A 22,038-nucleotide genomic window follows, 5' to 3' on the forward strand; every position below is an offset into this window, starting at 1 on the left:
ATGAAATCGTTCGTTTTCCGTGGCGTGACCCTGGTGCTGGTTCTACTGCTGGCCGGCTGCCAAAGCGCGCCGCAACCGGCCAACCTGCCGGTGGATGATCTGGTCAGCGCTTTTCGCCAACTCGATCAGAGCCTTACTCGCGGCGACTTGAGCCGTGCTGAAAGCCAGTTGGTAAACCTGCAGCAACGCGCGGCGGGTGATACACGCCTGGAGCACTACCAGCGACAGCTCGCCGAAGCGCATCTGCAACAAGGGCAAAAGGCCCTGCAAAGCGGTGACCTGGATAACGCCACCAAAGCCCTGAGCCACGCTCGTAGCCTGATGCCGCAGGCCCCAGCCCTGACCACCGGTCTGGATGGCGCCATCACCCAGGCTCGCAAGGCCGAACTGGCCGCCGCCGAACAGCAGCGCCAAGCCAAGGCATTGAACGCCGCTCGCGCTGAAGCGGCTCGTCTAGAACAAACCCGTCAACAGCGCCTTGCTGCCGAGCGTCAAGCCGCTGTGAATCAGGCGAAACAGCCGCCAGTTGCTGCACCAGCGCCAGCCAAGCCCCAAGCCAAGCTGATCAACCCAGCGGCGGCCAGCAGCGTGATCAGCATGCCGATGCTCGACAACCAGGATAATGAACGCCTGCGCAGCCTGCTCGACGCTGTCGCAGCCGATGTTGTGACGTTCCGTTGCACGGTGCGCATCGAAGTACGCCAGGCTAAGGATTTCCCCTGGGTCGCCTCGCTGCTCAATGCCCGGATCAAGCGGCTGGATCCAAGTTTCAGCCCACGTATCAGCCAGGTGATCAAACCTGCTCAGGTACCGCAGTTGGTGCTCAGCCCCAAACGCTAAACCACTGCACAGAGGCGACGACCGGGCTTGCCCGGTCGTTTGCATTGGCTCTGGTGACTCAGGGCTGAACAGCTCGACTTTTAATTCTTTTTAGTTATAAACATAGGTCTACAAAGATTTTTACGACCTAAACAGCGCCGGGTAGACTAGCCGGCCGCTTATGCCTATCCGGCCACTCTGAAACCCAAAAGGTTTAACGCGTGATCAATTTCCATCAGGTCCACAAGGCGTACCGCGTCAGTGGCCAGAACATCCCCGCTTTACAGCCAAGTGACTTGCACATCGCCCGTGGCGAAGTGTTCGGCATCATCGGCCACTCCGGTGCAGGCAAAAGCACCCTGCTGCGCCTGATCAATCGCCTGGAAGAGCCCAGCGGCGGCCGTATCGAGGTCGATGGTGAGGACGTCACCGCCCTCGACGCCAATGGCCTGCGGCGCTTCCGCCAGCGTGTCGGGATGATCTTCCAGCACTTCAACTTGCTGTCCTCGAAAACCGTGGCCGACAACGTGGCCATGCCGCTGAAACTGGCGGGCGAACTGCCACGCAGCGCCATCGACGCGCGCGTCAGCGAGTTGCTGGCCCGCGTTGGCCTGCAAGATCACGCCAATAAATACCCGGCGCAGCTTTCCGGCGGTCAGAAACAGCGCGTCGGCATCGCCCGCGCCCTCGCCACCGAGCCAAAGATTCTGCTGTGCGACGAAGCCACCAGCGCTCTCGACCCACAGACCACCGCCTCGGTGCTGCAACTGCTGGCCGAGATCAACCGCGAGCTGAACCTGACCATCGTGCTGATCACCCACGAGATGGACGTGATCCGTCGTGTTTGCGACCGCGTGGCGGTGATGGATGCCGGGGTGATTGTCGAGTCTGGGCCAGTAGCCGAGGTGTTTCTGCACCCGCAACACGCCACCAGCAAACGCTTTGTGCAGGAAGACGAGCAGATTGAAGAAGATGCACAGCGTGACGATTTCGCCCACGTACAAGGTTGCATCCTGCGCCTGACCTTTCAGGGCGAAGCCACCTACGCGCCGCTGCTGGGTACCGTCGCGCGCGAAACCGGGGTTGATTACAGCATCCTCGCCGGACGTATCGACCGCATCAAAGACACGCCTTACGGCCAGTTGACCCTGGCCCTGACCGGCGGCGATATGGACGCCGCACTGGCGCGCTTTGCGAGCGCCGACGTGCATCTGGAGGTGCTGCGCTAATGGAAGCCTTACTCACTCGCCTGCTGCCCAATGTCGACTGGATAGAAATCGGCTACGCCAGCCTGGACACCCTGAGCATGCTCGGCGGCTCTATCTTGCTCACCGTACTGCTCGGTCTGCCGCTGGGGGTGTTGCTGTTTCTCACCGGCCCACGGCAAATGTTCGAACAGAAAGCCCTGTATGGTGTGCTGTCGCTGCTGGTGAACGTCCTGCGCTCGGTGCCGTTTGTGATCCTGCTGATCGTGATGATTCCGTTTACCGTGATCGTCACCGGTACCTCGCTAGGCGTTGCCGGGGCAATCCCGCCGCTGGTGGTCGGGGCTACGCCGTTCTTCGCGCGCTTGGTGGAAACTGCGCTGCGTGAAGTGGACCGCGGCATTATCGAGGCCACCCAAGCCATGGGCGCAACCACCCGGCAAATCGTCGTCAACGCCCTGCTGCCCGAGGCCATGCCCGGCATCATCGCGGCCATCACCGTGACCGCCATTACCCTGGTGTCCTACACCGCCATGAGCGGCCTGATTGGCGGCGGTGGCCTTGGCGACCTCGCGGTACGTTATGGCTATCAGCGCTATCAGCCGGACGTGATGCTGGTCACCGTGGTCTTGCTGCTGGTACTGGTACAGATTTTACAAACCGTCGGCGACAGGCTGGTGGTGCACTTCTCCCGTAAATAAAGCGTCTAACAGACGCAAAAGGCAGCGGGCCGCCGGCTACCTGCCGGACACCGTACACATCCCACAAGGAGCTTTATGATGAAAAAACTGATCGCTGCAATCGCTGCCCTGGCAGCCTTCTCCGCCCAGGCCGAAAGCCTGAGCGTCGCGGCTACCGCCGTACCCCACGCAGAAATCCTCGAATTCGTAAAGCCAGTGCTGGCCAAAGAAGGCGTTGAGCTGAACATCAAAGTGTTCACCGATTACGTGCAGCCCAACGTACAGGTCGCGGAAAAGCGCCTGGACGCCAACTTCTTCCAGCACCAGCCGTACCTGGACGAGTTCAACAAGAGCCGTGGCACCGAGCTGATCAGTGTCGCTGGCGTACACGTTGAGCCCTTCGGCGCTTACTCTAGCCAGCACAAAACCCTGGCTGACCTGCCGCAAGGTGCCAATGTGGTCATCCCTAACGACGCCACCAACGGCGGCCGGGCCCTGCTGCTGCTGCAAAAGGCTGGGGTGATCACCCTCAAGCCGGAGGCAGGCATCCTCGCCACGCCGAAAGACATCGCCGAGAACCCTAAAGCGATCAAGGTGCGTGAACTGGAAGCCGCTACCCTACCGCGCGTACTGACCCAGGTTGACCTGGCGCTGATCAACACCAACTACGCGCTGGAAGCCAAGCTCAACCCGACCAAAGATGCCCTGGCCATCGAAGGCAACGACTCGCCTTACGTCAACATCCTGGTCGCCCGTGCCGACAGCAAGGACAACGCCGCGCTGCAGAAACTGGCCAAAGCGCTGAACAGCGCCGAAGTGAAAGCCTTTATCACCGAGAAGTATCAGGGTGCCGTAGTACCGGCGTTCTAAGAACCGGCACTTCTGCTCCATCTGACAAACCCCGCCTCGTGCGGGGTTTGTCGTTTATGGGCGAGGCTCACGCAAACTTCGTAGGGTGGGTTAACGGCGCAACGGTTCTTGCTGAAGGCTGGCTATCGACGGCGTGGCCTAACCCACGCTCATTTATGCCTTGGCGGCATCGCGCAGGCAATCCAACAGGCAATCCAGTGCCGGCTGACGCTGCGCGCGGCGCAACACCGCGACCAGCTCGCGGTGAAAGGTCAGCGCGCCCAGCTCAATCACCCGTAACTGCGTGGGACGCTGTAACCACAGCCCCGCTCGCGGGATCAGCGATACGCCGAGGCCGCACTCGACCATGCGCACAATGGCTTCCAACTCATCCAGCTCCAGCGCCTCCTGCACCTGCAGGTGTTGCTCACGGAGGAACTGATTGACCCGCCGCCCCCCGAACGAGCGTCGGTCGTAGCGCACAAAGGGCTGCTCGCCGAGTATCTGCAACGGATCATCACCGCTCACGCCGAGCGGCGCGATCAGCACAAAGGGCTCACGCGCCAGGCTAATCTGCAGCAACTCCTTGGGCAGCTCGAATGGCGGTTTGATCAGCAGCGCCAGATCCAGCTCGCCGGCATCAACCTGACCCAGCAAGTTGAGCGACACGCCCGGCACCAGTTTCAACTCAACCCGGGGTGCAGCCATGCGGAACGCCGGCAGCGTTTCAGGCAGTAAGCCCGTCTGCAGCGTGGCAATCGCACCGACCCGCAGCTCGCCCTGCCACTCGGCTGCGCTGGTCGGCAACGCCATCTGCGTATACAGCCCCAGCATCTGTTCCGCCAAAGGCAGCGCATGACGGCCGGCCGCATTTAAGGTGGCCGAGCGGCCACTGCGATCAAACAGGCGCACACCCAAGCCTTGTTCCAGCACACGCATCTGCGCACTCACAGCCGACTGAGTCAGGCCGACCTGCTGGCCCGCCGCCGCGAAGGTGCCATACCGCGCGACCGTCACAAAGGTTTTCAACTCACGCAGCATCGACGCCTCGACTGATCAATTTTATTGGTGCTCAGAAGAAAGAATATGCGCTTTATATCAAACATGCTGTTGCTGAGAATCCACTGACAATGATCATAGGAGCACTCACATGGCACTCGCCCCGTTTCACTTGGCTATTCCCGTAGACGACCTGAGCGCCGCCCGGCATTTCTACGGCGAAGTATTTGGCTGCGCAGAAGGTCGTAGCAGCGAGCATTGGGTGGACTTCGACTTCTTCGGTCATCAACTGGTGATTCACCAAGCGCCGAAGATGGCCTATCAGGAGGCTGCCTATAGCAACCCGGTGGACGGCCACGACGTGCCCGTACCGCATTTCGGCGTGGTACTCGGTTGGGAGGATTGGCAAATACTGGCGGCGCGCTTAAAGGCCAAGGGCACGGCGTTCGTGATCGAGCCCTATATCCGCTTTGTTGGTCAGCCCGGCGAGCAGGCCACGCTGTTTCTTCTCGACCCCTGTGGCAACGCCCTGGAGTTCAAGGCGTTCAAGGATATCGGCCAGTTGTTTGCCAAATAACGCTTAAGGACGCTCAAACAACGCAGGCAGCTGCGCGGCCAGCTTGGTGTTATTGATAGGCGCACGAATAAAGCCGCGCTGCTTGCCGTCGGGGCCAATCAGCACCAAGTTACCGCTGTGGTCGACGGTGTAGTCTTGCTCGCTGGTATCCGCTGGGATAAAGGGGATGCTCACGCTATTGGCCAGCTTCTGTAGCGTCGCCTGGTCGCCCGTCAAGCCAATAAAGCCGGCGTCAAAATACTCTAGGTACTTTTTCAACTGCTGCGGTGTATCGCGATTAGGATCAACCGTAACGAGGACCACACGCAGCTTGCTCAGGGTTTCCGGCGGCAACTGGCCTTGCAGCTGGCGCAGCTGGGCGAGGGTGGCCGGGCAGATGTCTGGGCAGAAGGTGTAGCCGAAAAACAGCAGGCTCCATTGCTCCTTGAGTTGATCGACCGCGACAACCTCACCGTCCTGATTGGTCAGGCTCAACGCCGGCAAACTGCGGCTTTGCGGCAACAACACGATGCCGGCATCCAGCAGCGCGGTAGGATCACCCTGGCCTTGGCTGGTCAGCACCTTATTGACGGTCAGCCCCATTACCAAGGCGACGATGGCAACGAGGACAAAAACGGTGATCTGGGTTCGGGACATGGGGCCTCAGATATTCAGCAGCAGGTAGTGATCGACCAGCAGGGCGATAAACAGCGCGAAAAGATACCAGATGCTGTACTTGAAGGTGTTGATCGCCGCATGCGGTTTGCTGTCACGGTAGAGCACCACGGCCCAGTGCAGGAAGCGTCCACCCAAGATCACCGCGCATGCCAGATAGAGCAGCCCGCTCATGTGAATGGCATACGGCAGCAGGGTCACGGCAAACATCACCAAGGTGTAGAGCAGAATATGCACCTTGGTGTAGTGCTCGCCATGGGTCACCGGCAGCATGGGAATATCGGCCTTGGCATATTCCGCTTTGCGGTGAATGGCCAAGGCCCAGAAGTGCGGCGGCGTCCAGGCGAAAATGATCAGCACCAGCAGCAGCGGCTCAGCGCTGATATGCCCGGTCACTGCGACCCAGCCAAGCAGCGGCGGTGCCGCCCCTGCCAAACCGCCAATCACGATATTCTGCGGCGTGGCTCGCTTGAGAAATCCGGTATAGAGCACCGCATAGCCCAGCAGCGAGGCCAGGGTCAGCCAGGCCGCCAGCTCATTGGTAAAGGTCAGCAGCAGCGCCATCCCCGCCACTGCCAGCAGCAGAGCAAAACCCAGTGCGGCGCTGGGCGAGATACGTCCCGAGGTGACTGGGCGTTTGAGGGTTCGCGCCATGATCGAGTCAATCCGCCGATCGACCACATGGTTAACCGCCGCCGCCGCGCCGGCACACAAGCCGATGCCCAGGTTGCCGAAAATCAGCACCTGCCACGCCACGCCTGCACGGGTGGCGAGGAACATGCCGACCAGCGAGGTGATCAGCATCAACACCACCACCCGCGGCTTGGTCAGCTCAAGGTAATCGCGCCAGCTGGCGTGGGCATGTTGTTCGCGCGCTAGAGTAGCCATATGGTCTCTCCTCGATTGTTTTTGTTATTTGCTCGGCAACGCTGCAAAGCCAGCCTGCGCTTCTGCTGCCGGGTATGCCAGCGATACCGGGCTGCGCAGCCGATAATTGATCAACACCAGGGTCAACAGAAGGGCTGCACCGCCGAGGTTGTGTGCCACCGCCACCAGCAACGGTAGATGGAACACCACGTTGCTGATGCCCAGGCTGACCTGCACCGTAAGCGCCAGCACTAACAGTCCGGCTAGGCGTGACAGGCCATGGCGCTTGAGTTGCCACGCCAGCAGCAACAGCACCAGCGTCACCAGCAGCGCCCCGAGTCGATGAGTCAGGTGAATGGCGGTACGCGCATCACTGTCGAGTTGGCCACCCAGGTAATTCGGGCCGATGTGCTGAGTCAGGTGAAAGCCGTTGGCAAAGTCCATCTGCGGCCACCATTCGCCATGGCAAGTCGGTAGGTCGACGCAGGCTACCGCTGCGTAGTTACTGCTGACCCAACCACCGAGGGCGATCTGTCCGATCACCAGCAATAGCGCCAATGCCGCCAGGCTGCGTAACCGCGTCGGCAGGTTACGCAAGGCTGCTGCCTTGCCAGATAGCCGCAACGTCAGCAGAAACAGCAAGCTGAGGGTGGCAAAACCACCGAGCAGGTGCGCGGTGACAACTTGCGGCCAGAGCTTCAGGGTCACCGTCCACATGCCAAACGCCGCCTGCACAATCACCAGGCCAAGCAACAACAGCGGCAGTTTCAGTGGCTGTCCTTGTTGATGACGGCGGCGCAAGGCTTGTACCGCCAAACCGAGAATCACCAAGCCCAGGCTGCCGGCAAAATAGCGATGAATCATCTCGTACCAGCCCTTGGCCACCTCAACCGGTGCTTCGGGAAAGCGCACTTCAGCCAGCGTCTGCTTATGCTCGCTCATCGGCACACCGATAAAGCCATAGCAACCGGGCCAGTCCGGACAGCCGAGGCCGGCATGGGTCAGGCGGGTATAGGCACCAAGCAACACCACAACCACAGCCAATACGGTGGCGAACAGGGCAAAACGATAGCCGGGTTTACTCATCGTCAATCCTTAACCGTACTAACCAATTTGCGAGATTTTCAGCAGGTGGCGCAGGTCGTTGAGAATCGCCTTGCCCTTGCTGGTAGCGTCATAGCGCAGCACTAGATTGCCGCGCGGGTCGACGATCCACAGCTGTGCGCCTTCGACCTTGCCAGCGGTTTTGCCGTAGGCATCAAGCTGCAGCGAATAGCGCGTCAATTGCGGGTACTCGCGGCGCAGCTGGGCGTCATAGTCGTCGCTCAACGGTTGGGCACTGGCCAAGCCGTGGGCCGCACGAGCAACATCGCGGTTCAAGCCGATGTGCACCTGGCGGGCGAGAAAAATCAGCTCCTTACAGGCGTCGTCGCAGGCAGCCGGCACGGTCACCAGTAGCTGCCAACGCTGCTCATCGGCGCCTATTACACCGAGATCCGCGCGGCTCTGCCCGGTGCCAATCAGCTCACCGTGGTAGCTGCGGGTTTCCGGGACCCAGAAGCGCCATTGGTACATGGCCGTAGCAAGCATCATCGGGCCAATCACGATGGCCAGAATCAGGATCAGCTGCAGACGCCCACGGCGGCGCTGGCTGGGTGGCACTTCAGGTGCGGCATCAGGCAGGGCGATGGCTGGGTTCATGGAGAGTCTCCCGCGCGTTAGATAAACCTAAATAGGTATACAAACCAAGCAAGGCCGCCGCTAGGGCGAACCATTGCACGGCATAGCCAATGTGTTTGTCGGGGCTCAGCGCAACCACCGGCCAGTCGCTCTGGAATGAGGCAGGGCCTGGCTGCAGACGTACTTCATAGCCAAGACCAGCACGGCCCAGTTGCTGCCACAAAGCATTCGGTTTGACCTCGCTGACGAGGCGCGGCCAACCTGTAGCCGGTAGTTCGCCCTGCAACTGGAACGCTTCACCCAATGGTACATACACCGTGGCTTGCAGGCGCAACGGTGTATCCGGGGTGGCGAAGATAGGCATCACGCGGCGATCGGGCCAGGGCAACCAACCACGATTAAGCAGCAGCCAGAGGCCGCTGGCCTGATCATAGAAAGGTTGCAACACCTCAACACCGGCCTTGCCATCACGGGTGCGGTTATCCAGCAGCAGGGGGTGCTGTGCGTCGAAGAAGCCCTGCAACTGCACACGCGTGTAGGCCGGGTTGGGATGCTGCTCCAGCTCATCAATACTGATAGGAGCTAACAGTTGCTGAGCCTGATGAGCCGCCAGCAGGTCGCGCTTTTCATCGGCGCGGGCCAGCTGCCAAAATCCCAGGGCGATCAAGCAAGGGAACATCAGCAGCACCAGGAGGCTGGGCAGCAGGCCGGGACGGAAGGCGCTCATCGCCACCGTCCTGGAACACTGAGCATGCTGGCTATACTGCAGCTGAAGCGCATTTCCCTGCCCCCGACGTTACCTATGGAAGTTACGCATGCTCAAAGCCGCGATCATCCTGTTACTACTGGCCACTCTGGTCAGCCTCTTCAGTGGCTTGTTCTTTTTGGTCAAGGATGAAGGCCGCACCTCGCGGGTGGTCAACGCGCTGACTGTGCGCGTGAGCCTCACCGCCTTGACCGTTGCCCTCATTGCCTGGGGCTTCTACAGCGGCCAACTGGTTTCACATGTCACCTGGTAATGCGTCATAGCACGTAAACAAAGACAAACAGACCTATCCATACCACATCGACGAAGTGCCAATACCAGGCCGCCGCCTCGAAACCGAAGTGCTGTTCAGGGCTGAAATGGCCGCGAATAACGCGAATTAGCATGATGCTCAGCATCAACGCACCCAAGGTCACGTGGGCGCCATGGAAGCCGGTGAGCATAAAGAAGGTAGCGCCGTAGATGCCCGAGCCGAGGGTCAACCCCAGTTCGCTATACGCATGGATATATTCCTCGACCTGCAGCACCAGAAAAGCGATGCCGAGAATCACCGTCAGGGCCAGCCACAGGGTTAGCGGTTTGCGGTGGTTTTTACGCAGCGCGTGGTGAGCAAAGGTCAGGGTGAAGCTGGAGCTCACCAGCAGAATGGTGTTGATCAGCGGCAAGCCCCAGGCGCTGATGATGCCGCTCGGTGCCGGGTAAAGTTTTGGGTCTGGCGTGTTGAGCAGTGGCCAGCTGTATTCGAAGCCGGGCCAGAGCATGTTGCTCACCCCTTTGTCGCCCTCACCGCCGAGCCACGGCCCAGCCCAGGTTCGCACGTAGAACAGCACGCCGAAGAAGGCCGCGAAGAACATCACTTCGGAGAAGATGAACCAACTCATGCCCCAACGAAACGATCTATCCATCTGCGGGCTGTACATGCCCGAGCGGCTTTCCTTGATCACATTGCCGAACCAGCCAAACAGCATGTAGGCGAGAAATAGGCCACCAACAAAGAAGATCAGCGGGCCGTTGGAGTCGGCACGTTCAGCCTTCATGTCGTTGAACCAAGTGCCCACGCCATAGACCGAGAGCAGCATGCCCAGCGTGGCAATAATCGGCCACTTACTCTGGGCCGGGACGTAATAGCTTTCGTGGGTTTCGTGACTCGACATTATTATTCTCCTTATGGAGCCGCCCGGGTAAGGGTCACTTGCGCCACCGGCGGCTTGCGCGCGGTGACATCAAACAAGGTGTAAGCCAGGGTCAAGTGGCGAACATCTGCCGGTAAGTCTCTATCGACGATAAAGCGCACCGGCATCTCGATGCGCTCGCCGGGTTGCAGTACCTGTTGGGTAAAGCAAAAGCATTCCGTCTTGTGAAAATAAGCAGCCGCTTTGGACGGTGCCACGCTGGGGATCGCCTGGGCGGTCATCGGTTTTTCCGTCGGGTTGTACGCAACAAACAGCATTTGCGTACTGTCACCCGGGTGCACCACCACCTCGTCAGCTTGGGGGGCAAACTCCCAAACCATATCGGCAGCATTGGTGGCCAAGAACTGCACGCGCACCTGGCGCTGCTCGTCCACCATCTGTTCACCCTCGTAAACACCAGCGGTTTTACCGTTGATGCCGAAGGCCTGGCACATCACGTCATAAATCGGCACCAGGGCGAAACCGAAGCCGAACATAGCCACCACCACCAGTATCAGGCGGATAACCAAGCGGCGAGTCGGCAGAGTCTCACTCATGGCACATGTCCTTATTTCACATCCGGTGGCGTCTGGAAGGTGTGATAAGGCGCAGGCGACGGGATGGTCCACTCCAATCCCTCAGCACCGTCCCAAGGTTTGGCCGCCGCCGTTTTACCACCGCGGATGCACTTGATGACGATAAACAGGAACAGCAACTGGGTGGCGCCGAACATGAATGCCCCGATCGAAGAGACCATGTTGAAGTTGGCAAACATCATGTTGTAGTCAGGAATCCGCCGCGGCATGCCAGCCAAGCCAACGAAGTGCATCGGGAAGAACGCCATGTTCATGCCGATAAAGCTCATCCAGAAATGCAGCTTGCCGAGGGTCTCGTCATACATGTGCCCGGTCCACTTCGGTAGCCAGTAGTAGGCCGAGGCGAAGATGCCAAAGATCGCCCCCGGCACCAGCACGTAGTGGAAGTGCGCCACCACGAAATAGGTGTCGTGGTACTGGAAGTCCGCCGGAGCGATGGCCAGCATCAGGCCGGAGAAACCGCCGATGGTAAACAGAATGACGAACGCCACGGCGAACAGCATCGGCGTCTCGAAGGTCATCGATCCGCGCCACATGGTGCTGGCCCAGTTGAACACCTTGACCCCGGTGGGGACGGCAATCAGCAGGGTGGCGTACATAAAGAACAGCTCTCCGGTCAGCGGTATGCCGACGGTGAACATGTGGTGTGCCCAGACGATAAACGACAGGAAGGCAATCGCCGCCGTGGCGTAGACCATCGAGGTGTAGCCGAACAGCGGCTTACGGGCGAAGGCCGGGATGATGGCACTGACCGCGCCGAATGCCGGCAAGATCATGATGTACACCTCGGGGTGACCGAAGAACCAGAACACATGCTGGAACAGCACCGGGTCACCACCACCGGCAGCGCTGAAGAAGCTGGTGCCAAAGTGAATGTCCATCAACATCATGGTCACCACACCCGCCAGCACCGGCATCACCGCGATCAGCAGGAATGCAGTGATCAGCCAGGTCCAGACGAAGAGTGGCATCTTCATCAATGTCATGCCGGGGGCGCGCAGGTTGAGGATGGTGGCGATCACGTTGATCGCGCCCATGATCGAACTGAAGCCCATCAGGTGGATGGCAAAGATAAAGAAGGTCACCGACTCCGGCGCGTAGGTGGTCGACAGCGGCGCATAGAAGGTCCAACCGAAGTTAGGCCCGCCACCTTCCATAAACAAGGTGCTGACCAACATGCTGAAGGCCGCCGGTAGCAACCAGAAGCTGAAGTTGTTCATGCGCGGCAAAGCCATGTCCGGCGCGCCGATCATCAACGGGATCATCCAGTTGGCGAGGCCGACGAAGGCCGGCATGACTGCACCGAAGACCATGATCAGGCCGTGCATGGTGGTCATCTGGTTGAAGAACTCCGGCTGCACGATCTGCAGGCCTGGCTGGAACAACTCGGCACGAATCACCATGGCCATGCTGCCACCCAGCAGGAACATGGCGAAGCTGAACCACAGGTACATGGTGCCGATGTCTTTATGGTTGGTGGTCAACACCCAGCGCATCAGGCCTTTGGCCGGGCCGTGGTGATGGTCATGTCCGGCATGACCGTGGTCGATCACTGCACTCATGTCCTTACTCCTGAGCCTGTTTGAACGCGAGGATGTCTTTCGGCGTAACCATGTCGCCTAGCGCATTGCCCCAAGCATTGCGTTCGTAGGTGATGATGGCAGCGATATCGACTTCCGAGAGTTGCTTGCCGAAGGCGGCCATCGAGGTGCCTGGCTTGCCATTGACCACGATGTCGATATGACCCGCAGCCGGACCGGTAGCAATCTTCGAGCCTTTGAGCGCCGGGAACATCGGCGGCAGGCCTTCCCCTGTCGGTTGGTGGCAGGACGCGCAGTTGGTCTGGTACGACTTCTCGCCGCGAGCCATTAACTCATCCATGGTCCACTCTTTACTGGTCAGCTCCTTCTCGGCCGCCGCCAATTGTTTGCGTTCGGCCAGCCAGGCGGCGTAGTCCGCTTTCGACTTGGCTTCAACCACCACGGGCATAAAGCCGTGATCCTTGCCGCACAGTTCGGTGCACTGGCCGCGGTAAATACCGGGCTGATCAATGCGCGTCCAGGACTCGTTAACAAAGCCGGGGATGGCATCTTTTTTCACCGCTAGCGCTGGCACCCACCAAGAGTGGATCACATCGGCAGCTGTGATCAGGAAGCGTACTTTGGTACCGACCGGCACCACCAAGGGCTCATCAACCTCAAGCAGATAATGCTCGCCCTTGGGCGCCTTGTTGTTGATCTGGTCTTTGGGGGTGGTCAGGTTGCTGAAGAACTCGACGTCTTCACCCAGGTACTTGTAGTGCCACTTCCACTGGTAGCCGGTGACCTGAATATCCAGCTCCGACTCGCTGGAGTCGTAGATCTCGATCAGCGTCTTGGTCGCCGGGATGGCCATCAGCACCAGAATCACCAAGGGTACGACCGTCCAGAGAATTTCGACGGTGGTGCTCTCATGGAAGTGCGCCGGTTCCTGGCCGGTGGAGCGGCGGTGGACGAGCATCGACCAGAACATGGCACCAAACACGATCACGCCGATGACGACGCAGATCCAGAAGATGGTCATGTGCAAATCAAAGACTGAGCGGCTGACATCGGTGGCCCCGGGCGTCATGTTGATGCCCCAGCCGGCGTGCGCCGTGCTGAATACCAACCACAACAGGAGGCCCATCCAGACTCGTGGATGTCGCATCATTGCGGGTTCCCCTTAATTTTTCTTGTTATCCCGCCGAATCGGTCAGTGGCTGAGCCCTTGCACATCTGAACCTGTGTAAGGGCTTTCCGTGCCGCCGCTGATTCGGAGTTATCAGGTACTGCCTTTCGAGTTCGAGTATAGACAGGGACTTGCACCTGGCAACGTGAAAGCCGAAATGAACAACACGCCACAAGGCACGTGCTAAAGACCGCGGCTGGCGCGGGATCGGTCGAGATGGTGGCGGCCGCATATAGCCGACTCGCATAACTGTTTAAAAATTATGACAATTGGGTCTTAGCCGATGCGCCACGCCAGCTAAGGTTCTCGCCCATGTCCTCATCTCAGGAGCAGTCATGAACATCGCCGCTTTGCACGCATTGATTCAGCGCGCACACCAACACGAGGTCAGCACGGGTCATCTGGCCAGCCAGATGCAGTCCCACCTGGGACAACTGCACCCCTCCATCCGCCTGCCCAAGGAAGACACCCAGGGCGTGCTGCTGCGCTTTGTCAGCGCCTACATCGAGCAGGTGCCGGAGTTGTTACAGGCCGCCAATCAGGTCGCCCAAGAAGCGGGAATCGAGGCGCAGATCAAACCGGTGCTCAAGGTTGCCGAGCAGTTTTTTCTGCAACCGCCGGCGCTGATGGCCGGCCATGAGGGGCTTGAAGGGTTGCTCGATGAAGCCTACCTGGCCCATCGCTTGGTCGAAGAAGTGAATGATCGCTATATCACTCACCTAGGCGCACCGTTGATTCCACTGGATACCACGGTGGCCAACCTGATCGCTCACCAACTGATCGGTGAACCCTTTGCCAATCAGTTGGATGAAGCGGTACAGCATGCCGTCGATGGCATGCTCGACGACGCCAGCTTTGCCCAGGACTCGGTGCAAGCTTATCGCGAGCGCCTGCACAGTCCACAGACCGATGCCGCCTGGCAATGCTGGCCGTGCTTATCGAGCCAGCTCGGGGTTGAGCTGCAGTTGGATGAAAGCCGCGCCGCTGGCTAGCGACGCGCAATCTCACGCGGCTGTCGCCTAGCTCGGCAAATAACGCGGGCGAGGCGTGGCCATTGGCAGCGGGCCGTCGCCGACCAAGCGGAACTCGCCCTTCTCCGCGTCGTAGGCTTTGATCTCGCAGGTTTCGATGTCGTATACCCAGCCGTGAATAAACACCTGCCCGCTGGCCATGCGTGATGCCACCGAGGGGTGAGTGCGCAAGTGGTCGAGTTGGGCCACCACGTTCTCCTCAGTGAGAATGCCCAGGGTGTTGTGGTCGGCGCAGCCACAGTTGTCTGCCACCACCGTCTTGGCCACTTCAGCATGGCGCAGCCAGGCTTTGACCGTGGGCATGCGCTCTAGGCCCGTAGGGTCGAGTACGGCCTTCATTGCGCCACAATCGGAATGCCCACAAATGATGATGTGCTGCACGCCCAGGGCCATCACCGCGTACTCGATAGCCGTGGACACCCCGCCCATCATCTGCCCGTAAGGCGGCACCACATTACCAACATTGCGGCTGACGAATAGATCGCCAGGCGAGCTCTGGGTGATTAACTCCGGCACCACGCGCGAATCGGCGCAAGTGATAAACATCGCCCGCGGGTTCTGCGCCGTAGCCAGCTTCTTGAACAGCTCCTCCTCCTGCGGGAATATCTCAGTGCGAAAGCGCTGGAAGCCATCCACGATACTCTGCAGGGCCTCTTCGGCACTTTCACTGCCTGTGCGACCTTGCAACGGGATCAACTGATGCTTGTATGGCATGTTTCCGACCTCTGTGAACCTGAAAAATCGCTGCTAAAACGACAGCCATGGCCGCCAGCGAGTCACATGCCAAATTCTAGCGCAGGCCCAAACACCTCTTCGCTAAACTCGTTTTTCTGCACGCCACCTAGGCTAAGCAGCCACCAGCATTAACAACAGCGGCAAACTGGCCGCCGCCAATAAAGTTTGCAAGGTGATGATACCCGCCATCAACTGGCTATCGCCGCCCAACTGACGGGTCAATACATAGGCCGTCGGGGCTGTCGGCAGGGCAAAAAACAGCACCAGCACAGTGCTTTCCATGGCCGGCAGCTTTAATCCATACGCCACGGCCCAAGCCAGCAACGGCATGGCTAACAAGCGCAACAGGCTGTTGCTCGCCAGGGCCGGAACTTCGCCACTCAGCTGCTCGGGTTTCAATGCCGCGCCAACGCACAGCAGGCCAAGCGGCAGGCTGGCAGCCGCCAACAAACCGAGCAGACGATCACTACCGCCCGGCAGACCAATACCGCTGAGGTTAACCAGTGCCCCGCCAAGGCAGGCGAGAATCAGCGGGTTTTTCAGGATCGGCAGCAACAAGCTGCGCACACTGACGCCACGCTCAGCAGTCAGCGACCAGACCGATAGCACATTGACCGTTGGCACCATCAGGGCAAGCATCAGGGCGGCCAGGGTCAAACCTGGCTGACCAAACAAGCTGCCGACGGCGGCTAATCCGAGGTACGTATTGAAGCGCAGAATGCCCTGGGCAAATGCCCCAAAGCGCCCCGCCGGCCAGCCACGCAGACGACGCACCAGCAACAGCACCAACCAGGCGCCAGCCAGTGCCAGCATTACCGCCAAAGCCAGGCGCGGCAACGCCGGGTTATCCAGTGGTGCGCTGGCCAGGCTGCTGAACAGCAGCGCCGGGAACAAGATGAAGTAATTCAGCCGTTCGGCACCCGGCCAGAACGCCTCATTGGGAAACGCCCAGTGGCGTAGGTAATAACCGGCCACAATCAAGGCAAACAGCGGCCACAAGGCCAATAACAACTCCAGCACGGCAACCTCCAGACACAGCCAAGCCGCCATCTTGAGCAGCCATACCGCCTGATGCAAGGCCGACTCGAGCCTGGACTGCTCTATCTAGGGCAATTGCAGGCCGCCACCAGCCTTGTGTAAGGCACGCAGATGCTGACCCAGCTGCGCCAGGTTGGCTTCAGCAGCCTGCAGCTCGGCGAGACGAGCTGGCTCCAGTAGGGTGCGGACTTCCTGGTCGAGATTGTCACTGAGCTGGCGCAGTTGCTGCTGACGGGCCTGGCTTTCGGCTTCTAAACGTTGCCATTCCGCGTGTTGCGGCAGGCCATAGCCGCCCTCAAGCAACTCAGCCGGGCGACTGAGAAAGCCGCTGTTGGCGAGTATCTGCTGCAGCGCGCCACCCGCCTTGTTCAGGCTCGGGTCAGTGCCCTCATGACCGCTTAGATAGCGGCGCTTGAGCTCATCTTGCGCCAATAACAACTGCCGGCGTAATGCCGCCTGCTCAAGCAGCAGCAACGCCGCGCTGGTGGGTAAATCGGCGCGGGCAAACCATGGCTGGCGCTGCTTGGCCGGCAAGGTCAACCAGTCCTCGACCTGTGCCTGCTCAATCGGCAACTGCGCCTGCAGCACGCTGAACATGGCCTGGTAGCGCTCACGAAACGAGTCAAAGCGATAACCCAGACGCAACGCCTCGGCCGCATCGTTCAGCACGCTGCGGTCGGCCAAGCCGCGCGCCGACAGGGTATCGAGCAGGCCATTGGGCATAATGCTGTCGAGCGCATGCAGGCGCGGGTGCTGGCTGCCGCTGCGGAGCAACTTGAGGGTTTCCACGGCGCAGTTGTTGGAGAGAAACCAGTAATCACCGTCATAGCTCCAATGCTGCTCAGCGGCACGAGTCACCAGCTGCTCCAGCTGCGCGCGATCAAGCTTGAGCGGCACCGAGGCCAGGCTGCGCAATTCAACCTTGGTGTACTCCTCGATCACCTGGTCCAGCGGCAAAACGAACAGCCGGGACGGGTAAACACCGGTCAAACCATCCCAACTGGACAACTGCACATCGCCGACAAAGGCGCGGTAAGACAGCACCAGATGCTCTTGCAGATCCAGCCGGCAGGCAGGCCCACGCGGCCGCCCTGGCGCACAGATCACCAGGCGCAACATGCTGTGTCCCCAACGACTGGCCAGCGCATCGTTGGCCTCAGCCAGTAGGTAATCCACCTGATAGACCCGCTCGGGGTCGATGCTACCCAGAGGCTGGCGCGCGAAGTCCCGGCCAGCATTTAGGTAGGCCAAGCCTTCGGCGCAGGGCTGCTGGGTCTCCGGCGTCCAGGCGAAATGCGCGCTTAGGTAGCGGGCCAACGAGGGCCGCCGGCAGGCGTAGCTGGGGTCAAGGAGGAAGTACTCCATATTCACCGCAAGAAACTCGCGCGGATTACTCAGCTCATAGCTGTCCGGGCTGCGCTCGACCTGGTGATTTTCCAGCGCGCGCGCGCCACGTCGGCCGACCTGCTGGGGCCAGCCCGCCAGGTCGAGCAGCAACGGATCGTCATTCAGGGTAAAGCGTCGCGCCGTCTGCCCACGACAATAGTCCGGCAAACCAACGGCACCCAGGCTCTGTTCACGCTGACGACACTGGCGCTGCAACTGCCTGTTCGCCGGTGGCCAGAGTTGGCCACGGTCATACAAGTGGGTGAGTTCGTGCAGCACGGTTGCCAGCAGTTCGCGGCGTAGGCTGCCATGTGGACGCGAGGTTGCGGTGGTCGCACTGCTACCGTCGCTTAAGGCTGGGAGCAACGCAGCATTCAGTTCGATACCACTGAAGCGGCCGGCGCGGCCATAGACCTGCGCGGGCAGGTCACGCCAGCGCACACTGACGCGGCGGTCGAGTCGCTGCCTGAAGCGCGGCGGCAGGGCCTGTAGCGCTTCCTGCAACAGCTGCTGACTAGCCTGGCGCTCACTAGAGCTAAGCGCGCTGCCATGCAATTGCAGGCGCAACTCGGCCTGGCTGTGGGTACTGGCGAGCAATGCCAGTAGCAACAGCCAGGAACGCGACCAACTCACAGCGCCAAAATAGCTTCAGCCAGGACCAAGTCAGAAGCACCTTGCGCCTCAGGCACTTGGCTACGGATAGTGCTAATGGCAGCTTCCAGTTGCGCACCACGAATCTGCCCTTGGCTGGCGACGAAACTGGCAGCATCGTCACGCGCCGCCAAAACGATTTTCGAATCGCGAACCGAGGTGGTGGTATCCGAGGTGAAGTCGAGGGTGCGGTCCAACGCGCGCACAATAATATTGCTGGTAGCCACCAGCGTTTGCGCCTGGGCAGTGGCGCTGAACAGAGCAACCGCAACTACAGCACTGAGCACGACAGGGTGCATATGCGTCTCCAATAATTAGTCATTACGTCGATTGTGACGGACATTCTGCTAAACAATTTCGCCGCGTTTTTGGCTAAGCGCAGGCCTTGTTCAAGCTCAGAGACTGAGAATGGCAGTCGCCAGTTGCATATCGTCACCTTGCAGCGTCGGTGCCTGCAAACGAATATGTTGTAGGGCGGCCTCTAGACGTACGCCCCGAATGCCACCTTGGCTGGCAACAAAAGCAGCGGCGTCATCCCGTGCGGCCAGCACGACCTTATCGTCACCAAACGAAGACGACACATCAGACGTCGCTTCCGAGGTTGCAGCAACTGCCCCCACCAGCGCATCGGTGGTCACCACAAAGCTGGTGGCGCTAACCGTGCCGGCCAGCCCCAGCAGTGCCGCAAGGCTAAAAATCTTGATCGCACTCATATCCACGCTCCTGAAAAAGCCCGACAGACAGGCCCAAGCATTATAGACACTGAGTACCGCGGTTGGTTGCCAGGTACTCAGCGCCAGAACGGCTTTTCTAGCTCGGCCTGACGCTGCGCGTGACTGATCCCGGCATCCACCAACTGGTGATTATCCAAACGCGCCAAATGGCGCCAGGTGTGCAGATTGCGCGACCAACCACGCCACGTGGCATACAGCTGCAACCATCGCGGGCGGTCTACCTGGGTAGGCTGTGGGGGCAGACAAGCGTGCGCTCCATGGCGCAATACCTCGTCAACAGCAAGGGCGGCAGCCTAGGGTGTGCGCCTGGGAGAAGAGAGGGCAGAGACAGACCTGGGAATTGTTATGGTGCAGTTATATTTTTATTACAACTGTACTGACGAACAGCACAGCAGACTGTTGCGGATAAACAATCCATTGGCGCAATTTTTTGCAGCGCAAATAAAAAGAAAGCCCCAACACGCAGGGCGCTGGAGCTTTCAAAAATCCCATAAAGGGAGGAGCAGAAATCGGTGCCTGGCAGCAGTTAACGCCAGAAAGGCTTACTCAGTTCGGCCTGACGCTGTGCTTCGCTGATTCCAGCATCTGCGAGCAGACGGGCATCCAGGCGAGCAAGCTGGCGGCGGCTAACGGCGCGGCGCTGCCATAACAGAACAGAAGACAGCATGCGCAGCGGCAGAGCGCTGGTGACGGTGGTTTGGCTGTGATCAAAAAACAGGTCGGAACTTAGGGTGCGTTCCATGATGCTCATCCTTCCGCTTGTGGCGGGTCAGTGGTGTGTTGCGATGGAAGAATTATCCGGGTTGTCTCCGGCTCACCGTAGCCACAGCTGGATGAAATTGCAGCCAGAATAGATAGCTTGCTTTGTAACTGTTTTAGCTAAATTAGCACCAACTGTATTGGCCATAAGTGCTTTAACCTGACAAACACATAGAGGCAGCTAAAACTACTGCTTTTATGTAGTAAAAGCAGTGATCGTCGACAGGTACAGTTATAAATTGACCCCCTAAAACAGCTGACCTGTTTTATAGGTTTTTGCCCGCGCAAAACACTTTCCTGATCGAGCGGACATAAAAAAGCCCGGCGAGTAAGCCGGGCTTTTTGTACGACCTAACAGCGCCCCTTACTCGACCGCTTTAACCATATCTTCAATGACTTTCTTGGCGTCGCCGAAGACCATCATGGTTTTGTCGAGGTAGAACAGTTCGTTGTCCAGGCCGGCGTAGCCGCTGGCCATCGAGCGCTTGTTGACGATCACGGTCTTGGCTTTGTAAGCCTCGAGGATCGGCATACCGGCGATCGGCGACGTCGGGTCGTTCTTCGCCGCCGGGTTGACCACGTCGTTGGCACCGAGCACCAGCACCACGTCGGCCTGGCCGAACTCGGAGTTGATGTCGTCCATCTCGAACACTTGCTCGTAAGGCACTTCGGCCTCAGCCAATAGGACGTTCATGTGGCCCGGCATACGCCCGGCAACCGGGTGGATCGCGTACTTCACGGTCACACCACGGTGGGTCAGCTTCTCCGCCAGCTCCATCAGCGCGTGCTGGGCACGGGCCACTGCCAGGCCGTAACCCGGCACGATGATCACGGTGTCGGCGTTGGTCAGCAGGAAGGCCGCATCGTCGCTCGAACCGGATTTAACCGGACGTGCTTCTTTGGCTCCGGCTGGGCCAGCTTCTGCTGGAGCGCCGCCGAAACCACCGAGGATCACGTTGAAGAACGAGCGGTTCATCGCCTTGCACATGATGTACGAGAGGATAGCGCCGGAGGAGCCCACCAGGGAGCCGGCGATGATCAGCATCGAGTTGTTCAGCGAGAAGCCGATACCGGCCGCCGCCCAGCCCGAGTAGCTGTTGAGCATCGACACCACGACCGGCATGTCTGCACCGCCAATCGGGATGATGATCAGCACGCCGATCACGAAGGCCAAGGCCAGCAGGATGGCGAAGGCCGTCAGATCACCGGTGAAGGTGTACACCAGACCCAAACCGAGGATCGCCAGGCCGATGGCCAGGTTGACCCAGTGCTGTCCTTTGAACTGTACCGGTGCGCCCTGGAACAGGCGGAACTTGTACTTGCCCGACAACTTGCCGAAGGCGATCACCGAACCGGAGAAGGTGATGGCACCAATGGCAGCACCGAGGAACAGTTCCAGACGGTTACCGGCCGGAATCGCATCGCCCAGTGCGGCAACGATACCCAAGGACTGCGGCTCGACCACGGCGGCAATGGCAATAAACACCGCAGCCAGGCCGATCATGCTGTGCATGAAGGCGACCAGCTCTGGCATCTTGGTCATTTCCACACGCTTGGCCATCACGGTACCGACAGTACCGCCGACCAGCAGGCCGACAATCACGTAGCCGATGCCAGCGGTGGCGATTTCCGCACCGAGCTTGTAGATCAGGGCAACGGTGGTCAGCACCGCCAAACCCATGCCGAGCATGCCGAACAGGTTGCCGCGACGCGAGGTCGTCGGGTGCGACAAGCCTTTAAGTGCCTGAATAAAGCAGATCGAGGCAACGAGGTAGAGCACGGTGATCAGATTCATACTCATCAATGCTTCTCCCCTGCAGCGGCTTTCGGCGCTTTCTTCTTAAACATTTCCAGCATGCGCCGAGTGACCAGGAAGCCACCGAACACGTTGACCGCAGCCAGAGCCACCGCCAGGGTGCCCATGGTTTTACCCAGCGGGGTCACGGTCAGGGCAGCAGCCAGCATGGCGCCGACGATAACGATCGCGGAAATCGCGTTGGTCACCGCCATCAGCGGGGTATGCAGAGCCGGGGTCACGTTCCACACCACGTGGTAACCCACATAGATGGCCAGCGCAAAGATGATCAGGTTGTAGATGCCGTCGGAAATCATATCCATGTGCGGTACTCCC

The 22,038-nt window shown here is 59.7% G+C and carries 26 protein-coding genes; 7 read left to right on the forward strand and 19 right to left on the reverse strand.

Features of this window, described 5'->3' with window-relative positions; genetic code table 11:
* The 4 genes from Q0V31_RS05445 to Q0V31_RS05460 all read left to right on the forward strand — a co-directional run bounded on the left by Q0V31_RS05445 (position 1) and on the right by Q0V31_RS05460 (position 3,574).
* Complete coding sequence (locus Q0V31_RS05445) at positions 1 to 840, forward strand: PA5502 family lipoprotein (RefSeq protein WP_298185345.1); 840 nt, start codon at positions 1 to 3, stop codon at positions 838 to 840.
* Between the two features lie 200 nt (positions 841 to 1,040).
* Positions 1,041 to 2,048: a methionine ABC transporter ATP-binding protein gene (locus Q0V31_RS05450; protein ID WP_298185348.1), complete on the forward strand. Its 1,008-nt coding sequence runs from the start codon at positions 1,041 to 1,043 to the stop codon at positions 2,046 to 2,048.
* Entirely contained in the window at positions 2,048 to 2,725 is a 678-nt protein-coding gene (locus tag Q0V31_RS05455) for a methionine ABC transporter permease (protein ID WP_298185350.1), read from the forward strand. Before Q0V31_RS05450 ends, Q0V31_RS05455 begins: the two co-directional genes overlap by 1 nt.
* A gap of 78 nt (positions 2,726 to 2,803) precedes the next feature.
* Complete coding sequence (locus tag Q0V31_RS05460; protein WP_298185353.1) at positions 2,804 to 3,574, forward strand: MetQ/NlpA family ABC transporter substrate-binding protein; 771 nt, start codon at positions 2,804 to 2,806, stop codon at positions 3,572 to 3,574.
* A gap of 153 nt (positions 3,575 to 3,727) precedes the next feature.
* Here Q0V31_RS05460 and Q0V31_RS05465 read toward each other — a convergent pair whose 3' ends face one another.
* Positions 3,728 to 4,594: a LysR family transcriptional regulator gene (locus Q0V31_RS05465; RefSeq protein WP_298185356.1), complete on the reverse strand. Its 867-nt coding sequence runs from the start codon at positions 4,592 to 4,594 to the stop codon at positions 3,728 to 3,730.
* A gap of 109 nt (positions 4,595 to 4,703) precedes the next feature.
* Between Q0V31_RS05465 and Q0V31_RS05470 the strand changes: the two genes are divergently transcribed.
* A complete protein-coding gene (locus Q0V31_RS05470) occupies positions 4,704 to 5,129 on the forward strand; it encodes a VOC family protein (protein ID WP_298185358.1) in 426 nt (141 codons plus the stop codon).
* A gap of 3 nt (positions 5,130 to 5,132) precedes the next feature.
* On the opposite strand, the gene Q0V31_RS05475 is transcribed toward Q0V31_RS05470, so the two are convergent.
* From Q0V31_RS05475 to Q0V31_RS05495, 5 genes are read right to left on the reverse strand one after another with little or no spacing between them, the layout of a single operon-like run.
* Positions 5,133 to 5,765, reverse strand: coding sequence for an SCO family protein (locus tag Q0V31_RS05475; protein WP_298185360.1), 633 nt, complete (start codon positions 5,763 to 5,765; stop codon positions 5,133 to 5,135).
* A gap of 6 nt (positions 5,766 to 5,771) precedes the next feature.
* Entirely contained in the window at positions 5,772 to 6,671 is a 900-nt protein-coding gene (cyoE, locus tag Q0V31_RS05480) for a heme o synthase (RefSeq protein ID WP_298185362.1), read from the reverse strand.
* 24 nt (positions 6,672 to 6,695) lie between these two features.
* Positions 6,696 to 7,736 carry a heme A synthase gene (locus Q0V31_RS05485; RefSeq protein WP_298185364.1) on the reverse strand — a complete coding sequence of 347 codons (1,041 nt, stop codon included), beginning with the start codon at positions 7,734 to 7,736 and terminating at the stop codon, positions 6,696 to 6,698.
* An 18-nt stretch (positions 7,737 to 7,754) separates the two neighbouring features.
* The gene (locus Q0V31_RS05490) at positions 7,755 to 8,351 is read right to left on the reverse strand and encodes a hypothetical protein (protein WP_298185367.1); all 597 of its coding nucleotides are present in this window, start codon (positions 8,349 to 8,351) and stop codon (positions 7,755 to 7,757) included.
* Positions 8,326 to 9,057: an SURF1 family protein gene (locus Q0V31_RS05495; RefSeq protein WP_298185369.1), complete on the reverse strand. Its 732-nt coding sequence runs from the start codon at positions 9,055 to 9,057 to the stop codon at positions 8,326 to 8,328. The genes Q0V31_RS05490 and Q0V31_RS05495 overlap by 26 nt, the downstream gene beginning before the upstream one ends.
* Positions 9,058 to 9,145: 88 nt before the next feature.
* On the opposite strand from Q0V31_RS05495, the gene Q0V31_RS05500 reads away from it, so the two are divergent.
* Positions 9,146 to 9,349 carry a twin transmembrane helix small protein gene (locus Q0V31_RS05500; protein WP_298185373.1) on the forward strand — a complete coding sequence of 68 codons (204 nt, stop codon included), beginning with the start codon at positions 9,146 to 9,148 and terminating at the stop codon, positions 9,347 to 9,349.
* A gap of 4 nt (positions 9,350 to 9,353) precedes the next feature.
* Here the strand turns inward: Q0V31_RS05500 and Q0V31_RS05505 are convergent, their stop codons facing one another.
* Genes Q0V31_RS05505 through coxB form a run of 4 tightly spaced genes read right to left on the reverse strand, consistent with a single transcriptional unit; the run spans position 9,354 to position 13,555 of the window.
* Positions 9,354 to 10,250, reverse strand: coding sequence for a cytochrome c oxidase subunit 3 (locus tag Q0V31_RS05505; protein ID WP_298185374.1), 897 nt, complete (start codon positions 10,248 to 10,250; stop codon positions 9,354 to 9,356).
* A gap of 11 nt (positions 10,251 to 10,261) precedes the next feature.
* A complete protein-coding gene (locus tag Q0V31_RS05510) occupies positions 10,262 to 10,825 on the reverse strand; it encodes a cytochrome c oxidase assembly protein (RefSeq protein WP_298185378.1) in 564 nt (187 codons plus the stop codon).
* Between the two features lie 11 nt (positions 10,826 to 10,836).
* On the reverse strand, positions 10,837 to 12,426 hold the full coding sequence (gene ctaD, locus Q0V31_RS05515; protein WP_298185380.1) for a cytochrome c oxidase subunit I: 1,590 nt from the start codon (positions 12,424 to 12,426) through the stop codon (positions 10,837 to 10,839).
* A gap of 4 nt (positions 12,427 to 12,430) precedes the next feature.
* Positions 12,431 to 13,555 (reverse strand): cytochrome c oxidase subunit II, encoded by a 1,125-nt coding sequence (gene coxB / locus Q0V31_RS05520; protein ID WP_298185382.1) that lies wholly within the window; start codon positions 13,553 to 13,555, stop codon positions 12,431 to 12,433.
* Between the two features lie 353 nt (positions 13,556 to 13,908).
* Between coxB and Q0V31_RS05525 the strand changes: the two genes are divergently transcribed.
* On the forward strand, positions 13,909 to 14,565 hold the full coding sequence (locus Q0V31_RS05525; protein WP_298185384.1) for a hypothetical protein: 657 nt from the start codon (positions 13,909 to 13,911) through the stop codon (positions 14,563 to 14,565).
* A 27-nt stretch (positions 14,566 to 14,592) separates the two neighbouring features.
* Here the strand turns inward: Q0V31_RS05525 and Q0V31_RS05530 are convergent, their stop codons facing one another.
* The 9 genes from Q0V31_RS05530 to Q0V31_RS05570 all read right to left on the reverse strand — a co-directional run bounded on the left by Q0V31_RS05530 (position 14,593) and on the right by Q0V31_RS05570 (position 22,025).
* Positions 14,593 to 15,318 carry a carbonic anhydrase gene (locus Q0V31_RS05530; protein ID WP_298185387.1) on the reverse strand — a complete coding sequence of 242 codons (726 nt, stop codon included), beginning with the start codon at positions 15,316 to 15,318 and terminating at the stop codon, positions 14,593 to 14,595.
* A 132-nt stretch (positions 15,319 to 15,450) separates the two neighbouring features.
* Positions 15,451 to 16,389, reverse strand: coding sequence for an AEC family transporter (locus tag Q0V31_RS05535; protein WP_298190926.1), 939 nt, complete (start codon positions 16,387 to 16,389; stop codon positions 15,451 to 15,453).
* Positions 16,390 to 16,443: 54 nt separating this feature from the next.
* Complete coding sequence (locus tag Q0V31_RS05540; protein ID WP_298185390.1) at positions 16,444 to 18,396, reverse strand: DUF4105 domain-containing protein; 1,953 nt, start codon at positions 18,394 to 18,396, stop codon at positions 16,444 to 16,446.
* Positions 18,393 to 18,713, reverse strand: a complete 321-nt coding sequence (locus tag Q0V31_RS05545) for a DUF2388 domain-containing protein (RefSeq protein ID WP_298185393.1) — start codon at positions 18,711 to 18,713, stop codon at positions 18,393 to 18,395. Before Q0V31_RS05545 ends, Q0V31_RS05540 begins: the two co-directional genes overlap by 4 nt.
* 96 nt (positions 18,714 to 18,809) lie before the next feature.
* Positions 18,810 to 19,127, reverse strand: coding sequence for a DUF2388 domain-containing protein (locus Q0V31_RS05550; protein ID WP_298185395.1), 318 nt, complete (start codon positions 19,125 to 19,127; stop codon positions 18,810 to 18,812).
* Between the two features lie 77 nt (positions 19,128 to 19,204).
* Entirely contained in the window at positions 19,205 to 19,414 is a 210-nt protein-coding gene (locus Q0V31_RS05555; RefSeq protein ID WP_366915214.1) for a DUF1127 domain-containing protein, read from the reverse strand.
* A gap of 260 nt (positions 19,415 to 19,674) precedes the next feature.
* Positions 19,675 to 19,890, reverse strand: a complete 216-nt coding sequence (locus Q0V31_RS05560; protein WP_298185398.1) for a DUF1127 domain-containing protein — start codon at positions 19,888 to 19,890, stop codon at positions 19,675 to 19,677.
* 381 nt (positions 19,891 to 20,271) lie between these two features.
* On the reverse strand, positions 20,272 to 21,708 hold the full coding sequence (locus tag Q0V31_RS05565; RefSeq protein ID WP_298185400.1) for an NAD(P)(+) transhydrogenase (Re/Si-specific) subunit beta: 1,437 nt from the start codon (positions 21,706 to 21,708) through the stop codon (positions 20,272 to 20,274).
* Entirely contained in the window at positions 21,708 to 22,025 is a 318-nt protein-coding gene (locus tag Q0V31_RS05570) for an NAD(P) transhydrogenase subunit alpha (protein ID WP_090241161.1), read from the reverse strand. Before Q0V31_RS05570 ends, Q0V31_RS05565 begins: the two co-directional genes overlap by 1 nt.
* Positions 22,026 to 22,038 lie beyond the last annotated feature (13 nt).

The sequence above is a fragment of the uncultured Pseudomonas sp. genome, from assembly GCF_943846705.1.
Taxonomy (GTDB): Bacteria; Pseudomonadota; Gammaproteobacteria; order Pseudomonadales; family Pseudomonadaceae; genus Aquipseudomonas.